1 protein-coding gene is annotated in these 22,690 nt (G+C 72.9%); it reads right to left on the reverse strand.

Going from position 1 to position 22,690, the window contains the following annotated elements; translation table 11 throughout:
* Positions 1-54: 54 nt before the first annotated feature.
* Positions 55-22,527, reverse strand: coding sequence for a hypothetical protein (locus LL648_RS01745; protein ID WP_232660571.1), 22,473 nt, complete (start codon positions 22,525-22,527; stop codon positions 55-57).
* Positions 22,528-22,690: the final 163 nt, after the last annotated feature.

The following is a 22,690-nucleotide window of genomic DNA, read 5'->3' on the forward strand; positions in this document are numbered from 1 at the left end:
CGTCACACAGGTCGTGCCCTGTGTGACGCCACCACGAGGTGTGTGAGGCGCGAGCTACGGGTCGGGGGCGTCGTCGACGGACTTGAACCTGAAGAGCGGGCCTTTCTGGTTCTCGTTCGGCACCAGCAGCTTGCCCAGCTCGGTCGACACCGATTTCTTGAGGCGATCAGCAGCGATCTCGCGCAGCTCGTGGCCGGCGGCGATGTAGCGGGGCATGCGGCCGGCGCCCCAGTTCTCGCCCACCAGGCCCCACACTCGATCGCGCACGGCCAGCGACAGCATCCCGGCCGGGCTGGTATCCACCTCCCACTCCTCGACGACCCGCTCGAGGCTGCTCAGCGTCTCGAGCGAATATTGGCGCAGTCTTTGCCACTCCCTCGACGTCGACCGGTCCCAGAACGACTCGCGGGGCTGCTTCAGCTCCTTGCTGATCATGGTCTTGCGCAGGGGCAGGCCCACGTCCGACATCATCTGGAACAGCTCGGCAAGCGCCTTCTCGTGCTCACGACGCAACACCGCCTCGTCCACCCTCGGTTCCTGGCGCAGCGTGATCGCGGCCCACCGGAACTCGTCCAGTGCCGCCAGCATGAGCGGGCGCCACTCCGGAGCGTCCGCGAACCCGTTACCGATCGCGGCACGCACGTCGCGCAGGCGCAGGACGTGCCACGTCCTGACCTCGCGGCTGTAGTGCGCCCACGTCCACAGCTGCTCGATAGCGCGGTTCGGCAACCATTCGCGGACGGTGACCGGTGTGTGCAGCTGAGGAGACTGCCAGTCCTTGCCGTCGACCAGCCGCTCGGACGCGTCGGCGAGCATCCTCGCGTCCGCGCGCGTCAGCCCCAGCGCCGGAGCGAGCTCCCCGTCGACGAAGGCATGCAGGACGCCGATCACCTCGTTGGCATGGATCCGACGGACCCCACCGCGCAGGATGTGGCCGGCGTCGGCCGCCATGCCGAGGTCGTGGTCGAACAGCGCTTCAGCACTGCCCTCGCTCAGCCAGTGCACGGCGGCCGGCCGGACGTTCGCCCACTGCGGTCCGAGTGGCTCGCCGCGCAGCATCGCGACGGTGGCCAACACCATCTCGTGCAGCACGTCGCGCAACTCGGGGAACGTCGTGGGCTGCCGGGTCGTGTTCAGCATGTCGAGGAGTTGGGACGCCCACGCGGCCCGGGTGTCGGCCGTCAACGGCGCGCCGTCCAGCAGCGCCCCGAGGTGCTCCTCGTCGAGGGCGGAGCCGTACGGCAAGCGCAGTCCGGCATCCGTTCCGGCCCGCGTCAGGGCCTCCGCGATCGTGTCCTCGATGCGCGCGATCCGCTCCTGCGAGTCGCGGAGGTGGTCCGCCTCGGTGTGCGTGCCGGCACCAACGCGGTGGTACAGGTCCTCGTGCTCCAGGGCGATGTCGAGCACTCCGAACGCGGACAGCCGCGTGTGCTGCTCGGTCGTGACCATCACGAGGAACGTGCCGCGGTAGGTGAGGCCGAACGTGTAGAGCCGTCCGACGATGGACGCCGCCTGCGCCGGCTCCGCACCGCGCTGGATCAGCGTGGTGACGAGGTCGGCCTCGTCGACGAGGAACAGCAGCCCCGACGGCGGCCCGCGCTCCCGCAGCAGCTGCACGGCCGCCCTGATGAGGAGCGCGATCTCCTCCTCGGTGAGGTTCTTGCCGAGCGGCCCGCCGGGGACCGACGCCCGGGGGTTCGCCGCGTGCGCCGCAGCGAACGCGGCCGCGTCGATCGTCGCCTGCAGCTCCGCCGCGCGCTCGTCGTTGGTGTCGATGGCCGCGCGGAGCCGCCGTTGCAGCCTCGTGAGCCGGGCGATCCGCCGTCTCACATCGGTGGCCGGGTCGAGCAGGCCGGGTGTGGTTCCGGTGGCCGAGCGCGGGCCGCGGGTGATCGCACGCTGCTGCTCGCGGGCCGCGGCCAGCTCGTCGGTCACCGCCCGGAGCCGCTTCTCCTGCGCGGCGCCCTCCGCCCGGATCCGGTCCAGCGCCCGCAGGCGGTGGCCGGCGCGCCACCGCTCGGCGCCGTCGGCCATCCGCTGCGGCAACGAGCGCCACGCCGCACCGACCCGGCCCGGCAACGGCCTGCCGATGCCCCGCCACACCCGGGTGGCCGCCGGGCGGAGCACCTTCTCGAAGCCCGTGATGAGGTCGATCGGGTGGTCCTTGCCGCGCAACGTGATCGTGATCGCCCGGAACGTCCAGCGCAGCTCGAAGAAGTTGCCGAGGTTGACCTGGCCAAAGCCGAAGCCGAGCTGCGACACCGTGAGGTAACGCAGCCCCGGCATGGTGCGCAGCGACAGGTCGTGCGAGCGGAGCCAGTTCGTCACCCGTCGCACGGGATGCCGGCCGATGAGCTTCGGCGCCGAGACGGCCGGCGCGATCTGCCGACCGCCCATGATCCCGTAGGCCATCGCGAAGACGTCGAGGTGGAACGTCCCCTCCGGGTCGTACGGGCCGTTGCGCAACGTGAACCGGAACGTCAGCCGGACCACCGGCACCGTGCTGAGCCACTTGCTGGGGCTCACCAGTCGGGTCGGGGTCACGTCGTCCTCGACGATCAGCCCCTGGATGGCGACGGCGCTGAACAGGACGGTGAGCTTCACCCACTTGCCGAGGACCCCCGGCAGGCCGATCTCCAGCAGGATCCCGTTCTCGACCGGGTAGGTCACGCCCGCCGAGAACGCCCGCTCGATGAGCACGTTCCGGATCGCCCGCGCCCGCTCGATCCGCTCGGCGAGCGTCAGCCGGTGCAGCTTGCTGACCGGGGGGAGGCTCTCCGTCAGCCGGTTCTTGAAGTGCGGGAAGAGCGAGACGATCCCCGTGATCCTGGTCGCGACCGCCTTCGCCTTCTCCGCCTCCATGCCCAGCAGGGTCAGCAGGTTCTCGATCACCCAGCCGAACGCCTTCTGGATCACCGGGGTGTAGAGGCGGATCTCGTACTCGGGGCGGGGTTCGCCGCCGGCGGTCACGCCGATCCGCCTGAAGGTCGCGGCCGCGCCGCGCAGCGCGCCACGGACCTTCGCGAACGCCGCCCGGACCTTGGCCAGGGGCGCACGCAGCTTCTCGAACGGCGCGCTGACCAGCGCCCACCCGATGTGCACCACGAGCGGCATGCGCTGCCAAAAGTTGCGCAGCCGGGCCGGCGCTCGGTGCTTCTTCGCAACCGTGCCCGTCGACCGGCCGGTCGTGAGCGCCGCGGCGCCGCGGCGCGACGCGAAGAACTTCCGTGCCGCGACCACCAGCGCCGCCCGCGCCCCGACCACCCCGCCCGCGATGCCCGCCGCCGCCAGCGGGTCGCCCGTCACGGCCACCCACGAACCGCCCGCCAGCGCGGCGACCACCCCGGTGGCGCGGGCCCGCCACGGCACCGGGGCGGGCGCGTCGAGGTCGTCGACGATCCCGCGGGAGTGCGCGACGTGTGCGGCCTCGTCGGCGAACGACCCGTTCATGTGCATGCGCTCGTGCTCGACGGCGCGCGCCAGCAGCCCACGCCGCTGCAGCGGCGCGACCCGCTTCGACATCACCACGAACACCGACGTCGGCCCGTCGCGGAAGCTGAACATGATCAGCTTCGCCACCAGTGCCTCCGCGGCATCGGGCGACATCTTGCGGCGCACGAGCTCGGCCACCAGGTCCTGCTCGACGACCTCGAGCAGCTCCTCGTTCGCGTTCAGCCGCACCGGTGGGCCGCGGCTGCGGACGCGACCGTGCGCGCGCATCGTCGGCGGGGCCGTCGCACGGATCCGCTTGAACGACTTCCGCAGCAGCTTCGCCTCGGCCTTGCTGATCCGGCCGTCCGCCAGCGCGCCGCCGCCCGCCCCGCCGACCCCGCCGCCGACACCACCGCTGATGCCGCCGGCGGAGTGCGACTCCGGCCGGACCCCGAGGCTCGGCGCCGGAGCTGTCAGCTCGGGTGCAGGACGCTGCCCGGACTGCTCATAGCGGGCTTCGGCGAGGTCGCGCTCGAGCAGGGTGATGTAGCCGGTCCCGGTGGCGTCCACGACGGCGGTCCGGATCGGCTTCGCGGTGCCGTCGGCGGCGAGCCTGCCCAGCTCCAGGCGCACGTGGAAGGTCAGCCCGACCTCGATCGTCGCGCCGGTGTCCTTGATGAACAGCGACGACTCGCCGCGGTTGCCCCCGGTCTCGCCGGCCCCGGCCGAGCTCTGCGCACCGAACGAGACGCTCGGTTCGTCGGCCCCACCGCCGAAGCTCCACGAGAGCGGGAGCAGCCGCCCGTCGGACACGCCGTACCCGAACTTGGTCTCCTGCCGGTTCACGGTTCGCAGCTCGACATCGCGGCCGGCGACGATGATGCGCCCGCCCGTCGCGACCGCGCTGATCACGATGTCGACGTAGCGGTGGCGGCTGAGCGGGATCCGCGCGATGCGGTGGCCGCCGGGGCTCACCATGCGGCGCAGGAACGCGCTGCGGGCGTTCGGGGCGAGCGCATGGTCGATGTCGGCCATTGCGGTGCTGCTCAGCCGGCCGCCCGCGATCCGGCGTACCGCGGCCTGGACGGTCTCCACCAGGTTCGGTGCGTGGACGCCCTCCACGCTGAACTCGTCGGGCAGCCGCAGCTCCCGCGGGTCGGTCACCTGCTCGACGGCGCCGGTGTCCAGCAGCCCGTTCGGGATCAGCCGGATCAGCTCGCCGAGCACGACCCTGGTGTTCGTGGTGCTGCGGCCGTGCCGGACCTGGATGGTAACGGCGACCGTCTGCGCCACCCGGTCGGCGCCGTCGAACGTCGCCGTGCCGTCGAGCCGGGTCCCGGTGGTTCCCGTGCTACCGGAGCTGCCGGCCGTGCGGCCCGTGCTCGCCCCGCCGGAGATCCCGGCCGCGTCGCCCTGCACGCCGCCGCCGATCGTGACCGAGCGGCCGGCGTTCCCCTCGGTCTGCCCGTACCCGTAGTCCTGGATGATCATCAGCGTGCTCGGCGCCCGGCCCCGCAGCGTCGGCTCCCCCACAACCCGCGCCGTCACCGTCACGTCGACCCAGGTGATGCGGTCGGCGCCCGGCTCGTTGCCCGGCACCCGCACGGGCAGGCGCAGCCGGTACCCGCGCTCGCCGAGCATCGCGTCGACGTTGCCCGTCCAGCGCTTGCCGGCGAAGGCGTTGCTCAGCGCCTGCCACAGCACCGGGTCGTGGTCGAGGACACCCGGCACGGTGTGCTCGACGGCCCCGAGCACCTCGCCGAACAGCTCCGTGCGGGTGTCGTCGGCGCGCCGCCACGTCGCCTGCTCGATCGCCGACTGCCCCAACGCGTCGTGCATGTGGACGGGCAGCTTGACCGCGGGCGGCGCGGCCGCCCGATCCACCCCGTCCGCCAGCCGCTCGGCGAGCGGGCCGGGATAGGCGCCGAAGGCCTCGGCCAGGGCCGCGGCGAGCTCCGCTTCGGTGTGGATCGAGTCGCCGTCGGCCAGGTACCGGTGGATCAGCCGGTGCGCCAGCGCGTCGTCGAGCTGCAACGTGCCGTTGACGAACCGCTCGACCGCATCGGCCACCTGGTCGGCGGGCAGCTCCAGCTCGTTGCCGACGTACAGCTGCAGCGCGTCGCGCTCCGGCAACGCGAACGCGACGGTGCCGACGACGCCGTCCTCGGTGCCACCGCTGATGCGGAGGTCCATCGTGTAGACGTAGTGGCGGCCCAGCTCGATCGTCAGGCGTTCCCGGCCCCAGATCCCGAGCCCCGACCAGCCGGTCGAGCGGCTCGTCGAGCGGCTCCCCTTGATCCCGGCGCCGCCGTTGAGGTCGGCCAGGCGGTTCAGGCCGCCGCCGAACGACCCGCTGAGCCCGATGGCGACCGGGCGGTTGCCGGACGTCCCGTGGCTGCCCAGCGCGAGGTGGATGTCGCCGATCACCAGGTCGGACACGGTGACCAGGCGCATCGACCTCGGGGTTGCCGTGAGCCACAGGTCCGAGCGGGTTGTGCTGCCGTCCTGGGCGCGCACCGCGAGCGACGTGCCGTAGCCGGCCTTGATCAGCTCCAGCAGGTGGGTGCGCAGCCCGTCGACGCTCACCAGCTCGCGCAGGTGGTGCGCGGCGGGTGAGTCGGGCCGCATCCCCGCCGGCAGCAGCCGCTCGACCAGCGCGTCGACGGCGCCGAAGTCGGCCGCCAGCGGCGTCATGCGCGCCAGCACACCGTCGCCGACCGGCTGGGCGTCGATCTCGGCGATGGGGTTGCTGTCGGGCAGCAGGTCGGAGGGCAACAGCAGCTGAGCGGTGCCGTGGACGTGGCCGAGCTCCTCGGTGGCGCCTCCCGGCAGCAGCTGCTCGACGACGACCTTGTGCTTGATCTCGAAGACCGCCGTGGTCGACGTGCCCTCGACCAGCGTGACCTGGTTCGCCGTCGCACCGGCCGAGCTGCCCGCGTCGCGGCCCGCCTCTCGGCTGCCCTCGATGCGGAACGAGATGGTGTCGTCGGCCTGCAGGCCCGGCTCGGCCGGGTCGGTGTCCTTGCCGATCGCGGCCCCGGCCGAGCCCTTGAAGTTCCAGGAGGTCTCGGTCGACTGTGAGCGGCCGGCCGTGTTGGAGCCGATGTCGAGGCCGACGGTCGTCCACGCGGCGGTGTGGCCCTTGTAGTCGAGCTTGTCCCAGTCGGCCTCGACCCGGACTCGCACCAGCACGTGCACCGGCTCCTGGCCCGGCTGGTGGCGCAGCAATGTGAAGATCAGACCCTGCTGCGCGGCCTGGTCGTAGCTGCCTTGCAGCCGGACGTCCGACAGCTGCTCGGTCAGCTCCCTCAGGTTCGACCACTGGACGGCGAGCTCGCGCGGGTCGATGCCGACGGCGCCGGTCGTGGGCAGCCATCCGGTGCCGGCCAATTTCTCCATGACCTGGCGGCGCAGCTCGGCCAGGTCCGTGATGTCCCGGACGAGCCCGTGCCCGACACCGCGGATCTTGCCGTCGGCGAAGTTGTTGCCGATGAACGCCGGCTGCTCGGCCGTCCGGCTCTTCGGCGGACCGGGCTTCGGGTCGTCGCGGAGCACCGCGGTGCCGTCGGCCGCCTCGCCCACGACGGCCTCGGCGTCGATGGTGAGGCCGTAGCGGTAGGCGGCGCTCTCGCTCATCCGCACCAGCGCCGTGCCGGCGCCGCGCACGGAGCTCGGGGCGCGGCTGCCGTCCAGCCAGGTGATCTCGGCCTCGTGCGTGAGCTCCAGCTCCTGCGCGATCGTGCGGCCGGAGAAGCGGTGCACGGCGGGGTGGATCGCCACGCTGCTCGCGCTCGTCCCGAGCGTGCTCGACCACGACCATCCGCCGCCGAGCCCCGCGTCGAACCCGAACAACCCGCGGACGACGACGGAGATCCGGCGCACCGCAGCACCCATACCGGCGCTGCGGCCCGTGCTCAGCGACCCGGAGTTCCCGGAGAACGCGACGAACAGGTCCTCGATGTGCTCCTTGATGCTCGCCGTCCCGACGATCCGACCGGACACGACCTTCGACGTGATCCGCACGGCCGCGATCGGGTTGCCCCGCTCGTCGACGATCATGCGGAGCAGCCCGTCGGCGTCGGTCGCGACCTGCAACCGGCCCGGCAGGTCGTTCGCGATGAGCGCGCGGATCTGGTCGCGGGCCAGCTGCCCGATCTCGCCGTGCGCACCGAACCGCACGGCGATGTCGTCGGCGAACGCGTTCAGCCCCTTCACGACCAGGGGTGCGTGGTGCGGCAGCCGGCCCTGCGGCCGCTGCGGTCCGTCGACCGTCCGTGGTGGGGCGCGGGCCGCATAGGTGTGCGAGACCCACAACCGCAACAGGTCGGCGTCCTGCGGCCCGATCGCACCGGCGCCCCGGGCGGCGTCGACCCGGACGGTGTCCGTCCACGCGGTCGGGTTGTCGCCGGCCACCCGCACCGAGAGCTCCCAGCCCATCCCGACCTGCAGCAGCATCGAGTCGCCGCGGTTGTCGGCCACCCCGCCGTCGAGCACGAAGCCCGACGCCCCGACGGTGGTGCCCTCGTTCCGCCCGATGTTCACCGAGATGCGGAACACCTGGCCCAGCGTCCTCAGCGCGGCCCCGATGTGCGTGCCATCCATGAGGTCGGCCAGGGCGCCGAGGTCCGGGGTCCAGGGGACGCCGATCCGGCGGTTGGCGCCCGCGCTGAACGAACGACCGCCCTGCGGGATCGAGCCGACCATCAGCTGCGAGGCCAGCTCCGACGGGGTGACGTCCTCGACCATCTCGCCGAGCCTGATCTCGATCTTGAGCTCGGCCGCGTCCGGACCGGGGAGCACCATCACGAAGCCCTCGCCGTTCGCGACGCTGCGCAGGCTCGCCCGCACCATGTCGGCGAGCTGGAGCTCGGTGATGCGGGCGGTGGCGCCCTTGTCGGTCAGCAGCCGGTTCACCGCGGCGGTCGCCTCGGCGAGGAAGGGGAGCTCCTGGATGGCGAACCCGGTGGCCAGCGCCTCCCGCGGCGGCAGCGTCTCGGCGAGCACGGCGCGGTAGACGACAACCGCGTCGGTGGCCGCGCGCGCGGCGGCGACCACCTTCCTGGCCAGCTCGTCCGTCGGGGCGCCCGCGGGGAGGCGGGCCAGCGCACCCGCCAGCCGCACGTAGGCGTCCCGCGCTTGGACCGCCTTCGCCTTCGCGGCGGTGTAGCGCCCGGCCGACCGAGTGTGGCGCTCCAGCTGCTCCAGCGCCACCCGCACGTCGACAGTGGCCTTGCGGGCGCGCTCCCGCTTCCCGCGGTCGTTCTGGGCCTTCGCTGCTTTCACCCGCTTGCGCGCCGCAGCGACGTCCTCCCGGGCCTGTTCGGCGGCGCGGGTCTTGGCATCGATCCGGGCGTCGAGCGCGGCGATGTCGGCGTCGATCGCCTCGACGACCGCGTCGACCCGGCCGCTGGTCTCGGCGACTCCACGGCCCGCCGGCAGCTCCGCGATCCCGGTGAGGATCGTGTCGGCGACCTCGACCAGATCGGTGGCCAGCGCCGTAGTCCGGGCTCCGACGAAGCCCAGCTCGTCGGCGAGCGCCGCCGCGTCGCCGGTCAGCGCGGAGCGGTCTAGCGCGTCCGTGCCACCGGTTGCGGCCAGCACCTGCCGGGCGACGTCGAGGGCGAGGCCGCGCTCGATCCCGCCCGCGGCGGCCGCGACAGCGAGCGCGTCGAGGACCCCCGCGACCCGGTCGCCACCGGCCACGTCGGCGAACCGCGCGCCCCACCAGGCCGCAGCTTCGGCGACGGCCACCGGCGCGCCGGCCGCGGCCTCCCGGGTGGTCAGCCACCGCGCGAGGTGCGCGACCAGCGCCGGGTCGACCGGAACTGCGCTCCCGTCCGGGAGCGTTGCGACGAGCCCCTTCGCCGTCCAGCGCAGGCCGACGCCGAGGGCACCGGCGGCCGCGCGCCACGCCATCGCCCCGGGCCACGCCCCGGCGATCAGCGCGTCCAGCTCGGCGAGCCGCGCACGCAGCTCGTCGGCGACGGGCGCGGTGGGGGCCGCGCCGTCCAGATCGTCGAGCACGGCCCGGATCTCGCCGAGCACCCGGTCCGCGTTCGTGACGTGCAGGTCGTCGAGCTCGGCCGCCACCTGCCGCAGCGTGTGCTCCCGGTGCACGAGCTGCACCGCGAGCAGCACGGCCTCGACGTTCCAGCCCGCGAGGGCCGCCAGCCACACCGGCCGCGACCCGGCGTCGACGAGCGCCGCGAACAGCACCTCCAGCCGGTGCCGAGCCTCCGCCCGCTCCTTCGGGTCGGTCGCGGCGGCGTGTTCGGCGGCGGCCTGGGACATCGCGTTCTCCCACGACCAGCGGGCGATCCGGCCGAGCCCGGCAGTCACGGCCATCCGGATGCCCGTCGACACCGCCGACGGCTTCAGCTGCCTGATCCGCTTCCACGCGGCACCCGCGAACTTGCGCACGCCGGCCAGGTGGGACAGGCCGGGGCGGCCAGATGCGGCCCACATCCCCAGCGAGAAGAGCCCGAGGGCGCCGGCCGCGACCCACAGCACCACGCGGGCGACGTCGGCGGCGACCGACCAGAACGGCGGGCCACGGGTCGTGCCGGCGCCCGTGCCGGGTGTCGGGGTCGAAGTCGGGGTCTCGACCGGGGGTGTCACCGTCGGGGTGGCCGACGGGGTCGCGCTGGGTATCACGCTCGGCGTCGGGGTCGGTGTGGGCGTGCTGGGCCGCGGCACGGTCGGCTTCATGACTCCCGGGATGGTGATCGGCAACTCGTCGTCGAGCTTCCGGGGGTCCTTTCCGGCGAGCTCCGGGTTCGCCTTGATCAGCGCGGCGACGCCGCCCTTGACGTTGAAGCGCTGCGCCACATCACACAGGTTGGTGTCGAGCCGCCACACGCCGTCCCACGCCGAAGGCACGTTCAGCGGCTCTCCGGCGAGGATGAGGTTGCGGGAGGCGAGCGTTGGGAACCGGCCGGGGTTGGCCGCCGCGAGCGCGTCCGGCCCGAGGTTCATCGCCTCGGTGATGCTGGTGTAGGTGTCGCCTTCCCGAACCTCGAAGGTCAGACCAGGCCGGATCGCGGCCGCGGCCACCGACCCGACGGGGCTGCCGCCGCTCAGTGCGGTCAGCACACCGGCGACGGGCAGCACCACCATCGCGGCGACGCCCGCGGTGCCGGCCACTACCCGAAGGGCGCCACGGCCGCCCTTGGCGATCGCGCGGGCCGCCGCGACCACACCGTTCCCGACGACGATCCCGGCGACGGCGGCGAGCGCCGCACCCGGCCCGCCGGCGATACCGGCCGCGATGATCGACGCGGCCGGCGCGAGACCCAGCGCGACGCGCACGGCGGGCGGGGTGACCGCGTGCCTTGCGAGGCGCTGGAGGATCTGCCACACGACCGCGACTCCGGCGGCGGCGGCGACGGCCGCGCCCGCGGTCAGGCCGGCCACGATGCCGCCCGCAAGCACGGCGGCTCCGGTGATTGCGCCCGTGCCGATCACCCCGACGAGCCCGCGGAGCGTCACCCGGTGGGCCCGGACCGCGGCGGCAGCGCCGACTCCGAGCACCAGCGGCGCGGCGCCGAACAACCCGGCGAGCACGGCCGGCGCCACCGTTACGAACAGGGGGAGCCCGGCCGGCTGGAACCACGGCGCGGCCATCGTCACGATCGCCCACCCGGCGACGACCCGGCGGCCGCGGGTGGTCACCGCACGAACCCCGCGCACGACACCCGCACCGATCGTGATCCCGGCCATGGCGGCGAGCAACGCGAGCGGCCCACCGGCGAAGGCGGCACCGATCGCAAGCGCGACGGGGACCGCGACCCGCGCGGTGCGGGCAGCCAGCGGGTGGATCCGGTTGCCGTTGAGCGCCTGGACGCCTGCTTCCAGCGCGGCGGCCAGCACCACGGCACCGGCGGATCCGGCGAGCGCCGGAATCACCGTCATGGCACCGAACGTGGTGGCGCCCAGCGCGGTCGCCCCGATCACGGCGCCGGCGACGACCAGCTCGCCAACACCGCGTGGCCCGACCACCCGGAGCAGCGCGACGGTCACGGCGACGATCACGGCGACGGCGGTCAGCGCAACCACGGTGAGCGCGATCGGCGTTGCGCCGGGGATGCCGGCAAATGCTGCTGCGGTGGCGCCCAGCACCAGGCTCGACACCGCGCGCTGCGCGGGCGGACCGCGGACCGACCCGTACCGGAGCTTGCTCGTGACCAGCGCGACGACCGTCACGCCCACCACCGGCACCGCGGCGATCAGCAGCGGGGCCGCGCCCAGCAGCGCGGCCGCCAGGCTCCCGGAGCCGAGGACGGACAGGACCGCCCCCGCTCGCATCACCGGGCTCTTCCTCCACGGGCGGGTCAGACCGCGGTCCATGTTCCGGAAGGTTCCGGCCAGCGCGGTGCGCGTCTGCTCGTCCCAGCCGAACCCGTACCGCTCCGCGAACCGCGTGACGGCGTCGAGACCGCCCTTCGTCGAGCCGGCGCGCAGCAGCGCGCGGAGCTCCATGATCGCGTCGCGGCTCAGCTCGGGCCGCACGCCGCCGGCCTCGTCGGCCAGCCGCAGCAGGTCGCGCAGCACCGGCGTGGGCACACCCTCATCGGCGAGCCCTGCGAGCAGGCCCAACGAGACGTTCCCGATCTTCTTGGCCGGCGCCTGCCGCTGGAGGGCATCAACCGCGCGGGCCGGCTCGTACAGCTTCCGCAGCGGCGCGCCGCCCGTGTAGAGGGCGTCCAGCCAGCTCAGCGCCGCGGCCGCGGCCGGCGACGCCGACTTCGCGGTCGCCCGGCGTGCCGTCATGGCGTCCTTGAAGCCGGTCTCGACCTGTTCGAGGGCGCGCCGCAGGTCGTCGGTGCTCCGCTCCGTGAACTCAACCCCGATCCGGCCACCCGGGAGCTCGACGAACTCGACGTTGGTGGTCGGGATTCCGGCGTCAGCGGAACGCTGCCGCACGATCTCGGCTTCCAGCTCCGCGGCCTGAGCGCGGTAGTCCGCGGCCATCGCACGGAGAGCGGCGATCGTGTCGAGCAGCTGCTGCGCCTGCTTGCGCCAGCTCACATCCTGGTTGCGGCCCGGCTCCTTGCGGCCGCGCTGCAGGTGGAACCGGCGTAGGAGCCCCGCGCCGTCACGCTCCTGCTGCTTTGCGGCGGCCTCCGCCTCGTCGGCCGCCTGGTTCAGCTGCTTCTGCCTGTTCTCGAGCGGGGACAGGTTGTCCTCGCGGTCGCCCGCTTCGGGCGCGTCCGGGTTCGCCGCGCGCAGCCGGCTCGCCGTCTTCCGGTCGCGGAGGTACTGGTCCCAGGCCTTCTCGATCCTCGTGTTCGCCCAGGCCGGACCGCTCGTGACCCACTCGCCGCGCTTGGCGTCCCACATCGTCGGTGTGAGCGCGTTCAACACGCCCCAGGCGATCGGTGAGTATCCATTCGGCCCGCTGTCGTACGTCCGGGCGACCCCGTCGGACCACATGGCCTCGAGCAAGCCACCGGTCACCCGGTTGTCGGCGATCGGCGTGATCAGCATGGGCGCCACGACGGCGACGTCGATCCGCTCCATGCCGTTGTCGGTGCCAGTGCCTGGCCCGGCCGTCCCATCGAGAGCGGCCGTCACGACCGCACGGGCGACCGGTCCCTTCCCCGTCGACAGCGCAGCGCCGAGGACCTTGTCGATCGATCCGGCGGCACTCCCACCGTTGACGGCGTCATCACCGACGTTGTTCTTCCCGAGAGCGTCCTTTGCCGGCGATTCCTTTCCGGGCTTCTGCCCCACCGAGTCCTGCGCATCGAACCGACCGCTGTTCCCGGCCGGCTGTTCCCCCGTGCGCAGCCCATCACCGATCGTCTTGGAGGTGGTGGCCGTGACGGACGCACCCTCAGCCGCAACACGTTCGGCCGAGCCGCGGACGAAGGACACCTGGAGCCCAGCGACGGTCATCGCCACGATGGCTACCGAACCGACGAACTTCCGGAACTTCGACAGGAACGCCGGTGGCCCTCTGGCCGGTGGCGCTTGTTCGGCGCGCTGCTTCGACTGCCCACCACTGCTCTGCGGGTTGCCCTGGGACGGGTTGCCGGCGCCGGGCTGGTCGTCGGCTGGACGGACGGAAGGCGGACCGTTCGTCGGGCCGTCGTCGCCACGGGCGCCCGTGCCGCCGCGCGCGCTTTGCGAGCCGGCCGGCGCAACACCCTTGCCGCCGGGGGTCCCCGGTTCGGGCGCGAGCGGCGAACGCGGCGAGCCCGTTCCGGCCCCGTCCTTCGAGGCAGCGCCGAAGGGCCGGCCGCCTTTGCCGTAGTAGACCGGGATCTCCGTCGCGGCGGCGATCCGCGCGCGGTCCTTCAGGGACTGCAGCTCGACGTTGAGGCTCGACCGCTTCGCGGCGTTGCGCGCCATCGCGGCGGGGTTAGTGCCCTGCCCCTCCAGTTTCGCGATCGCCGCTTCGAGCACTGCCACCCGCGCCGCCCGCTGGCGGGCCTCGGGCGTTCCCTTCTCGGGCGCCTTCCCCCGCAGCTCGGCGAGCTCGGCCCGCAGCTCCGCCAGCTTCGCCTGGTCCTTGGGGCTGACCACCTTGGCGGCCGCGGCGTCCTTCGCCATCTGCTCGTCGAGCGCGGCGATGGCCTGCTCGGTCGCCCGGATCTGCGCCCCGAGCTCACCGGCCGGTTGCTTCACGATCGTCACCGCAACCGGCGCGCGCTGGCTCGCCACCCCTGCGGCGACGGGTTGGCGCCCGTAGTTCCGCACGAACTCGCGCACACCCGCCAGCGTCGTCTTGCCCGGCGCCGCGAACGATCGCCGGAGCCCGAGGCCGTATCCGTAGGCGAGGGTGCGGACGGCGGCGTTGTTCAAGACGGCGCCGACCCGCGTCGGCTCGATCCGCAGGAAAGCGGCGATCTGGCCGCTCCGGCCGGCCACCCAGCCGAGACCCTTGCCGACAGCGAGGGCAACAGGCCGTTGGCCACGCAGCATCAGCGTGGGGTCGCGGAACGTCGCGAAGGCGCCGCCGACCCCGGCTCGGCGGGCGAGCGCGCCCGAGACCGCCGCCATCTTGTTCAGCGTGGCGGCCCGCGTGACCAGGCCACGCCCCGTGGCCACTTCCGCCATCCGCGTGAGGCCCTTGCTCGCGACGAAGGCGACCCCGCGGCCGGCAATGGTGAACGGCTTGAACGGCAGCATCCCGATCGTGTTGACCCCCCAGGCGATCCCGCGGGTGATGCCCAGCGCGACCTTGCCGGCCGTCGCGGCCGCCCTGCTGACCAGCGACTTGGTCGCGGCGGTCGCCACCGTCTTGGTCGCGGCCGTCCGGATGCCGGCCTTGGCGATGGCACCGAGACCGCCCCCGACGAACGGCATCAGCATCAGCGGCCCCGAAATGGCCGTCATCACGCTCGGGACGGGCTCCCAGAACAGCTCGTTGCCGGCCTTGCGGTTGATGATCTTCCCGAGCATGTTGCCGCTCTGGTCCATCATCGTCTTGAGCGGGAACTTCTCGTCCTCGGTGCCGCCCAGCACACGCTTGGTCCAGGCCTCCTGCGACTCGCCGTGCTTGCGGTCGCGGGGGTTGAGCACGAGCTTGCCGAAGTTGCCGAAGTGCGTGACCACGTCCTCGGCGAACTGCGGGATCGTCTCGTCCAGGCCGGTGTAGAAGTCCTTGGCGCCCCGCCCGACGTTGATCGCGAGCCGGCCGGGGGTCTCGTGCGTGTCGGCACCGATGGTCGTCGCCGGGCTGAAGCCCCAGCCCCAACTCTGGAACGTGCCCGACCTGTCCTCGTCGGGGGTGTGCGCCTCGATCGTGCCCGTCCCGATGCCGGTCGACTCGGCCCGCTTCGGGGTGGCGTCGCCGTCGCAAGAACCGTCGCCGACCCCGCGGCAGATGGTGTTGGTGCCGGCACCGCTGTCGACGTTCGTGGTGAAGCTGCCGGTGCAGGTGGCGCCGGGATCGGCGGAGCAGCTGCCGCCCGCGACAGCCCAGCTGTGGTTGACCGACGCGTCCCACGTCCCACGGACCTCCGGGCCGTTGCCGGTTCCGATCCCGCGCGGACCCTCGCCCGTCACGGCGAAGCTCCTCGACGGGCAGACTCCGGCGGTTCCCCTGTTGCACGTCCGCGTGTCCACGCCGATCGTCTTGTTCAGGCTGTCCTTGGCCTCGGTGTGCGAGTGCGACCTGCAGCCACCACCGTCCGCCTGTCCGGCGGAGCAGGTCGCGACGGCGATGACCTCCCCGTTGCTGAAGATCACCTCCGCCGACGTGGCGCACCCCGTGCCGCCGGCGGCGCTCGACGTGGAGCAGAACGAGTCCGCGTCACCCTTGAGCTTCCCGTCCGCCGACGTCAGCTCGTTCTTGCTGAACGACGACGTGGTCCAGGTGCAGGCGACGCCCTTCGCGCAGATCGGCTGCACGAGGACGGGCTTGCTGGCTTTGGAGAGCGCCTCGCCATGGCAACCGCCGGTGCCGAAGCCCTTGCAGACGCCGTACGAGCCGCCGTTGTCGACCTCCATCGAGTAGCTGCCCTTGCAGCTCACACCCTTCGTCCCGACGCAGAAGCCGAAGACGTCGCCGAACATGTCCTCCTTCGAGCGGTCGGTGCTGAACTTGCCCTGCACGCCGAGCGTGCAGCCGCTCTTGCCGCCACCGGCGGGGCTCGTGCACTGCTGGTGCGCCTTGCCGTTGATGATCAGGTTCTTGATGTGCACGTCGGCCGTGCCGCTGAACTTGCAACCGGGGCCGTCGCACGCGAGGTAGAGCATCGTCATGCCGGTCTTGGGATCTACTTCGGAGTAGGCCAACGTCCCGCAGCCGTCGCCGCCGACGCCACCGCTGTCGCCGCAGCGCGTGCTGCCCTTCACGATGGTGTTGGGCGTCTTGAGCTTGGCGCCGCTGTAAGCGGAGTAGGAGTGGTAGCAGTTCACGCCGGCGCTCCCCGCGCACGACGCCCCCGCCGAAGCGGTCTTCGCGCTCGCGATGGCCACGGCGGCGGTCGCGCACCACCCGCCGGACCCGCCACCGGAGCAGGACGCACGGGCGCGGGCGTGGTGGTCGGCGTCGTAGTAGGCGTCCGAAGCCGAGTACGACGTGAAGCCCGCGCGGCAGTTAGCCGCACCCGAGCAGCTCGCGCCCGAGCCGGCGCCCTTCGGACCCGCCTGGGCCTGCGCCGACACCGAAACCCCGCCGCCGCCCTGGCCACCGCCGCCGGAACCGCGCGCCCACGCCTGCGCGCGGTTGTGCACGATCGAGCCATTCGGGCCCGGCCCGTCGTAGCGCGCCGACGCCGCCGCGCTCGCTGCGTAGGAGTGGCGGCAGTTGGCCGCACCGGAGCACGACGCCGAGGCGGCCGCGTAGCCGGGGCCCGCCTGCGCCTGCGCCGTGACGGAGACGCCGCCCGAACCGATCCGGCCGCCGCCGGAGCCGCGCGCCGACGCGTGCGCCCAGTTGCTGCCGAAGCCCGCCGAGTCCGCGGCCCGGGCCGAGAAGGAGTGGCGGCAGTTCTTCGCGCCCTTGCAGGAGGCCGAGGCCATCGCGTACCCGGGGCCCGCCTTCGCCTGCGCGGTGACGAACACGCCGCCGGCGCCCTGCTTGCCCGTTCCCTTGCCCCGCGCCGATGCGCGAGCGACGTTGGAACCGTACGAGTCCGAAGCCGACGTCCGCGCCGAGAAGCTGCGCCGGCAGTTGGCCGCGCCCTCGCAGACCGCCGACGCGCCGCTGTACCCACGGCCGGCCACGGCCTGCGCGAGCACGACGACCGCGCCGCCGCCCTGCTTGCCGCTCTTCCACCCGATGGCCTTCGCAGCGGCCTTGCTGCCCGCCTTCTTCGCGCGGTCCTCGGCCTTGGCCAGGTAGGCGTAGCGGCAGTTGGAGCCCTTCGTCCCGGCGCACGAGGCACCTGCGACGGCCTGCCCCTTGGAGGCCTCGGCGAACGCGCTGGTCACCACCGTGCCGCTGCCGGAGCGGCCCGAACCCCAGCCGGTGGCCAACGCCTTGCCTGCGGCGTTCTTCGCCTTGTCGCTCTGCGCGCTGTTGCCGCGGTAGCTGTAGGTGCACTTCGCGTTCTTGCTGCCGCTGCAGGCGGCACCGGCCAACGCCTGGGTCTTGCTGGTCTCGGCGAGCGCCGTAGTGGCGCACCAGCCGCTGCCTGCGCCACCCGTCGTGCCACAGGCGCCGCGGCCGACCGCCACGTTGGTGCCGAACCTGTCGGTCGCACCGCTGCGCACCGCGAACGTGAACTTGCAGGCCTTCGATCCGGAGCAGGCCGCGGAGGCGTCCGCCCCCAGCGCCGACGCGCCGACCCGTCCGGTCACCTGGCAGGTCTGCTTCGCGCCGGCCGTGCACGACGACCCTGCGACCGCCGCGTGCGAACCCTTGACCGGGCCCTTCGGCGTGCAGGTCGCCCCGCACCCGGAGACGCTCTTCTCCGTCGTGCCCTTCTGCTGCTTGATGCCCTTCTTCTTCTGGGCGGCGGCCTGCTTCGCCGCTTCCTTCTTGGCGGCCGCCGCGGCCTCCTTGTTCAGCTGCGCCAGCACCCCGCGCTGCGGCGTCGCGACGGCCTTGCCGGTCGTCCCGGCGTGGCAGCCCAACCCCTTGCAGGAGCCGCTCACCTCGGCCATGTGGTCAGCGGCGAACGAGTTGGTGGACGCATCGCACGCGCCACCGGTCGCGCACTTCGCGGCGCCGATCATCTTGGCGCCCCGGCCGGGGACGACCACTCCCGGCCGGCCGATCGTCGTCGGGTTGTCGGTGCCGACCGACGTCGTCCCGGCGCTGGTCGGGCAGGCGGCCTGGCCGGCGCTCTTGCACGATGCCGAGGCGAACGCCGAGGTCGCGGCGAACCGCTGCTGGTTGTTCGGCGTGACGCTGGCCGAGGCGCCCGTGACGATGCCTGCCTCGCAGGCGCTCCAGCCGGCCTTGCAACCGGCGGAGGCGACGCCGCGGCTCGTGGCGACAGGGTCGCTCTTCGTGGCGCGCGCGGGGCGCTTGACGCCGTTCTTGGCCGCGGTCAGCGCCGCGGAGGCGCCGCCGTCGGGGCTGGCGGCCGAGGTCGAGTCGCCCGTGACGGTGCCGTCGCAACCATCGGGGCAGTCGAGCGACGAGCCCGCCTGCGTCATCCCGGCGACCCCGGGGATCCAGGTCGCCTTCTTGCCCTTCACGGGCGGCGTGGTCAGCCCGGTGGTGCCGAGCGTGCTGGCGACGGCGTCGGAGCCGACGGCGCAACCGGTCTCGTTCCGGCAGCGGCCGGTCGAGTGCGACGTGCTCTTCCCGGCGTCACCGGCGCTGCTCGTGAGAGCGTCGCTGACGGTGTTCGCCGTGCAGTCCGGTCCGCCGCACTGGGCGTAGACCCCGGACTGGCTCATCGTCACCGGGATCGAGGACGGGAGCTTCGTGGCGTTGCGCTTGAGGAGGTAGTTCACACCGGCGCCGGAAGCGGAGCTCGACTGCGTCTGAACCCGGCAGGGGTCGGTGGCGTTGCAGGTACCGCGGGTGCTGCTGGTGCTCGTGGCTGGTGGGCCGCGGGCGCCCTTGCCCCCGATGAACGTGCCGAGCAGCGCGGGTGCGGTGCCGCCGTTCGCGCGGGAGTAGGCGCTACCGGTGCAGCCTTCCGGGCAGTCCGCGACGGCGAAGGCGTCGGTGAAGCTCGACGGGCCGGGGACGGGCGCCGGGCCGGCGATCGACTTCGGCTGGCCGTTGGCCGGCAGCTTCTGCGCGGGCGGCAGGTCGGGCAGCAGCTGGGCGACGTCCGCGCCGGCGCTGGCGACCGAGCGGCTGCTCCCCCAGCAGTCGCCGCCGGTCAGCGCGCAGCCCGCGGTGCCGTCGGAGCCCTTTGTGTTGACGCCGTCGGAACCGGACGCGGACGTGGTCACGTTGCCGGTGCAGCCGCCTGCGCATTCGATCGAGGCCGTCACGTCGGCCACGCTCGAGAGCCGCAGCGGGCCGTTCAGGAGGTCACGCCCGCCGGTCGGCATCCGCACGCCGTCGGCGTCCTTGGCCAGGTCCTTGAGCAGCGACACGGCGGCACCGGTGGTCGAGGCCGCGGAGCGGGCCTCGCCGCCGCAGGCGCCGTCCTTCACCGCGCAGGTGAGGGTCGCCGTGGCGCCCTTGTCCTTCTGGTTCCCGGCGAACGCGGCGGTTGCGCTGGTGGCGGTACCGGTGCAGCCCTCGGGGCAGTCCAGCTTCGCGCCGGCAACGACCTGCGCGGCGCCGCCGCCCGCCGAGGTGGACATCCCGCTCGTCGTCCCGGCGCACTTCCCGCCGGCGACGGTGCACGAGGCGGTCCCGCGGGCGCCGCGCACCACGGCGTTGGCGATGGCGCGGTCGACCGCGCGGGTCTCCGAGCCGGCCGTGCCGCCGCAGGTGCCTTCACCGCCGCCGCACTCGATCTTCGCCTCGACGGTCGAGACGCTCTGCGTGGTGACGTCCGAGCCGGTGTCCGCGGCGCACGAGCCGCCGTCGCCGCGGACGGTGCAGGTCGCGGTGCCGCCGGTGCCGCGCGGCTTGACGTCGCCGGTGAGGGAACCGGCCGTCGCGCTGCTCCCGGCTCCGGTGCAGGTGGTGGAGGCGCACCGGACGTCGGCGCCGGCGTCGCTCTTCGCGACCGCGACCCGCGTGCCCGCCGTGTCACCGGGCTCCGTGGTGACCTCGGAGCGCGCCTCCGACGAGCAGTCGCCCATCGTCACGGAGCAACGGGCCGACGAGGTCGTGGCGCGGACCGGCGTGGGCTTGCCGTTGGCGGCAACACCGCGGACGGCGCCCCTCGACGACGAGCCGGCGTTGCCCTTGCAGGTCTCGGAGCCGCTGCAGTCGACGTCGGCGCTCGCGTCGCCCTTCAGCACACCGTCGACGTACCGGGCGCTGCCCTGCGCATCGCAGGAGCCGTCCTCGACGGTGCAGGAGGCGGCCCCGTTGCTCACCCCGCGCGCCGTGCCCCGCACGGAGCACGAGCCGTCGTCGGCGCGGCAGCCGGTCTCGGCGCCGCGGGCGTCGGCGGTGCCGTCGAGCTCGCAGCGGCCGGTGCAGGACGCCGCCGTGACGTTGGCCGCGACCTTCGTGGAGGTCCGCGGTCCGGTGGTGTTGCCGCGGCAGGTGCCGGATTTCGTCTTGCAGGTCACCGTGGCCGTGGTCGCCGTCGCCTTGGTCTTCTGCGAGCAGTCGGTGCCGCTGGCGCACCACGCGGACGCCTTGATCGAGCCGTTCGCCGAGCTGCTGCCGCAGCCCTGCTTGCTCCCGGTCAGCGTGCAGGACGCCGAGGCCTTGATCGAACCCGCGGACGACGAGACACCGCAGCCGTTCGAGACACCGGCGAGGGCGACGCACGAGTCGGTGCGGATGGTCTCACCGGTCTTGGTGGCCGAGCCGCACTTCACGAACATGCCGCTCTTGCCGCAGCCGGCCGACGCGCCGTTCTTTTCGAGGTCGTCGAAGCTGTTCTTCGACGGGCCGCCGAGCGACTCCTGCAGCTCCTCGGTGGTGCGGTAGACCGCGTCCTTGCGCTTCTCCAGCGCGGCGGCGTGCGCGGCGTAGACCTTCTTGTCGAGCTTGCCGGCGGCGACCTGCTTCTTCTCGGCGGCCAGCTGCGCCTCTGCCTTGGTGATCCCGCGCTGCCCGTTGACGACGTCCGTCACGAGCTTCGCGTCGTCCTTCGACAGCTTCGCCGAATCGGCGGCGACCTGCTTCGCGAGCTTCTGGTGCGCGGCGACGTGCTGCGCGTAGGTCTTGGCGTTGCCCTTGCCGGCGGCGAGGTTCTTCTTCTCGGCGGCAAGCGCGTCCTCGCTGCGGGCGAGCGCGATGCGGCCCTTCAGCACCTTCTCGGTCTGCTCGTCCGACGACGGCGGACCGCGCTGCTCGGCGTCGTCACCGTGGTGGTCCGGGCGCGCCCCGTCCTCGTTGGGCCGCTTCCCGTCGGTGGGGTCCTTGCGGAGGTGCTCGATGAGCTTCGTGATCACCGCCGTCGCGTCGGGGTCGCCCTTGAGCGCCTTGCGCGCCGCCGCGGCCCATGACGCGACCTTCTCGGCGATCTCCGCCCGCTCCTTCTCAGAGGCGCCGCGGTATTCCGCGTCGAGCCCCTTCGCGTCCTTCACGATCTTCTCGATGGCGGGGCGGTTCACCGCCGGCTTGGTCTTGTTGCCCGTCGATCCGGAGGTCGGCTTCTTCTTGCCCGCCGCTTCCTGCAGCTCCGCGATCTTCTCCGCCGCCCTGCCGATGGCGGTCTCGACGTCCGTTCCACGCTTGCCGATCATCGTCTTGACGCCGCGCTCTGCGGCCTCCTTGATCTCGGCGATCTTCTTCGCCGCCGCGGCCTTCTTCTCGGCGATCTTCTTCGCCGCTGCCGTCTTCGCGTCGGTGACCTTCTTGTCGGCGCCCGTGTCCTTCTTGCCCGCGGGGAGCTTCAGCTCGAGCGTGTGCGCCTTCTCGTCGTTCTTCTTACCCGCCGGAAGCCGGAGCTCGAGCGTGTGCGCCTTCTCGTCGACCGAATCGTCGTCGTCCGATTGAGAGGTGCCCTTCGTCGGCGTCTTCTTCTCCGGGGTCTTCTTCTCCGGGGTCTTCTTCTCCGGGGTCTTCTTCTCCGGGGTCTTCTTCTCCGGGGTCTTCTTCTCCGGGGTCTTCTTCTCCGGGGACTTCTTCTCCGGGGACTTCTTCTCCGGGGACTTCTTCTCCGGGGACTTCTTCTCCGGGGACTTCCTCTCCGGGGACTTCCTCTCCGGGGACTTCTTCTCCGGAGACTTCTTCTCCGGGGACTTCTTCTCGTCCGAGCCCTTGTCCGACTTCCGGTCGCCGGAGTCGCCGTCGCCGTCCGAGTTCCTGCTCTCGGACTTCTTGCTCTCCGACTTGTTGTTGTCGGAGTTGTCGTTCGACTTGTTGTCGTTCGAGTCCCCGCCGTCCGAGCCCTTGCTCTCCGACTTGGCCGAGTCCGACTTCCCGGAGTCGGACTTGCCGTTGGAGCCGGATCCGTCCTTGCCGCCTGCGGGCCTGCTGGTGCCTCCCTTCAGGAGGCCCTGGGCGGCGATCGCCGAAGCGGGCACGGCCGCGGCGGCGGGGGCAGCGGCAAGCAGCGCCCCACCCATCCACAGCGCGACCACGGCTCCGGCCAGTCCGAGCGTCCACCGCAGCAGCACCGCCGCCCGCGCCGCCGGGGTCATCCGCAACCGCACGGCGGCAGCCGGACGCGCGGCAAGGCCCGAGGCCCCACCGTCGCGAACAGACCGCCAGCACATGTCGGAAGACTCCAGAAGATCGATGAAAGGAATGGTGCGGAGCTGGGCGAAAACGCCCATGGAGGTCGGGATCCCGCACGTCGCGCCCAAGGCTGCGACC

This window comes from Pseudonocardia sp. TRM90224 (genome assembly GCF_021245725.1).
In the GTDB taxonomy this organism is placed as follows: domain Bacteria; phylum Actinomycetota; class Actinomycetes; order Mycobacteriales; family Pseudonocardiaceae; genus Pseudonocardia.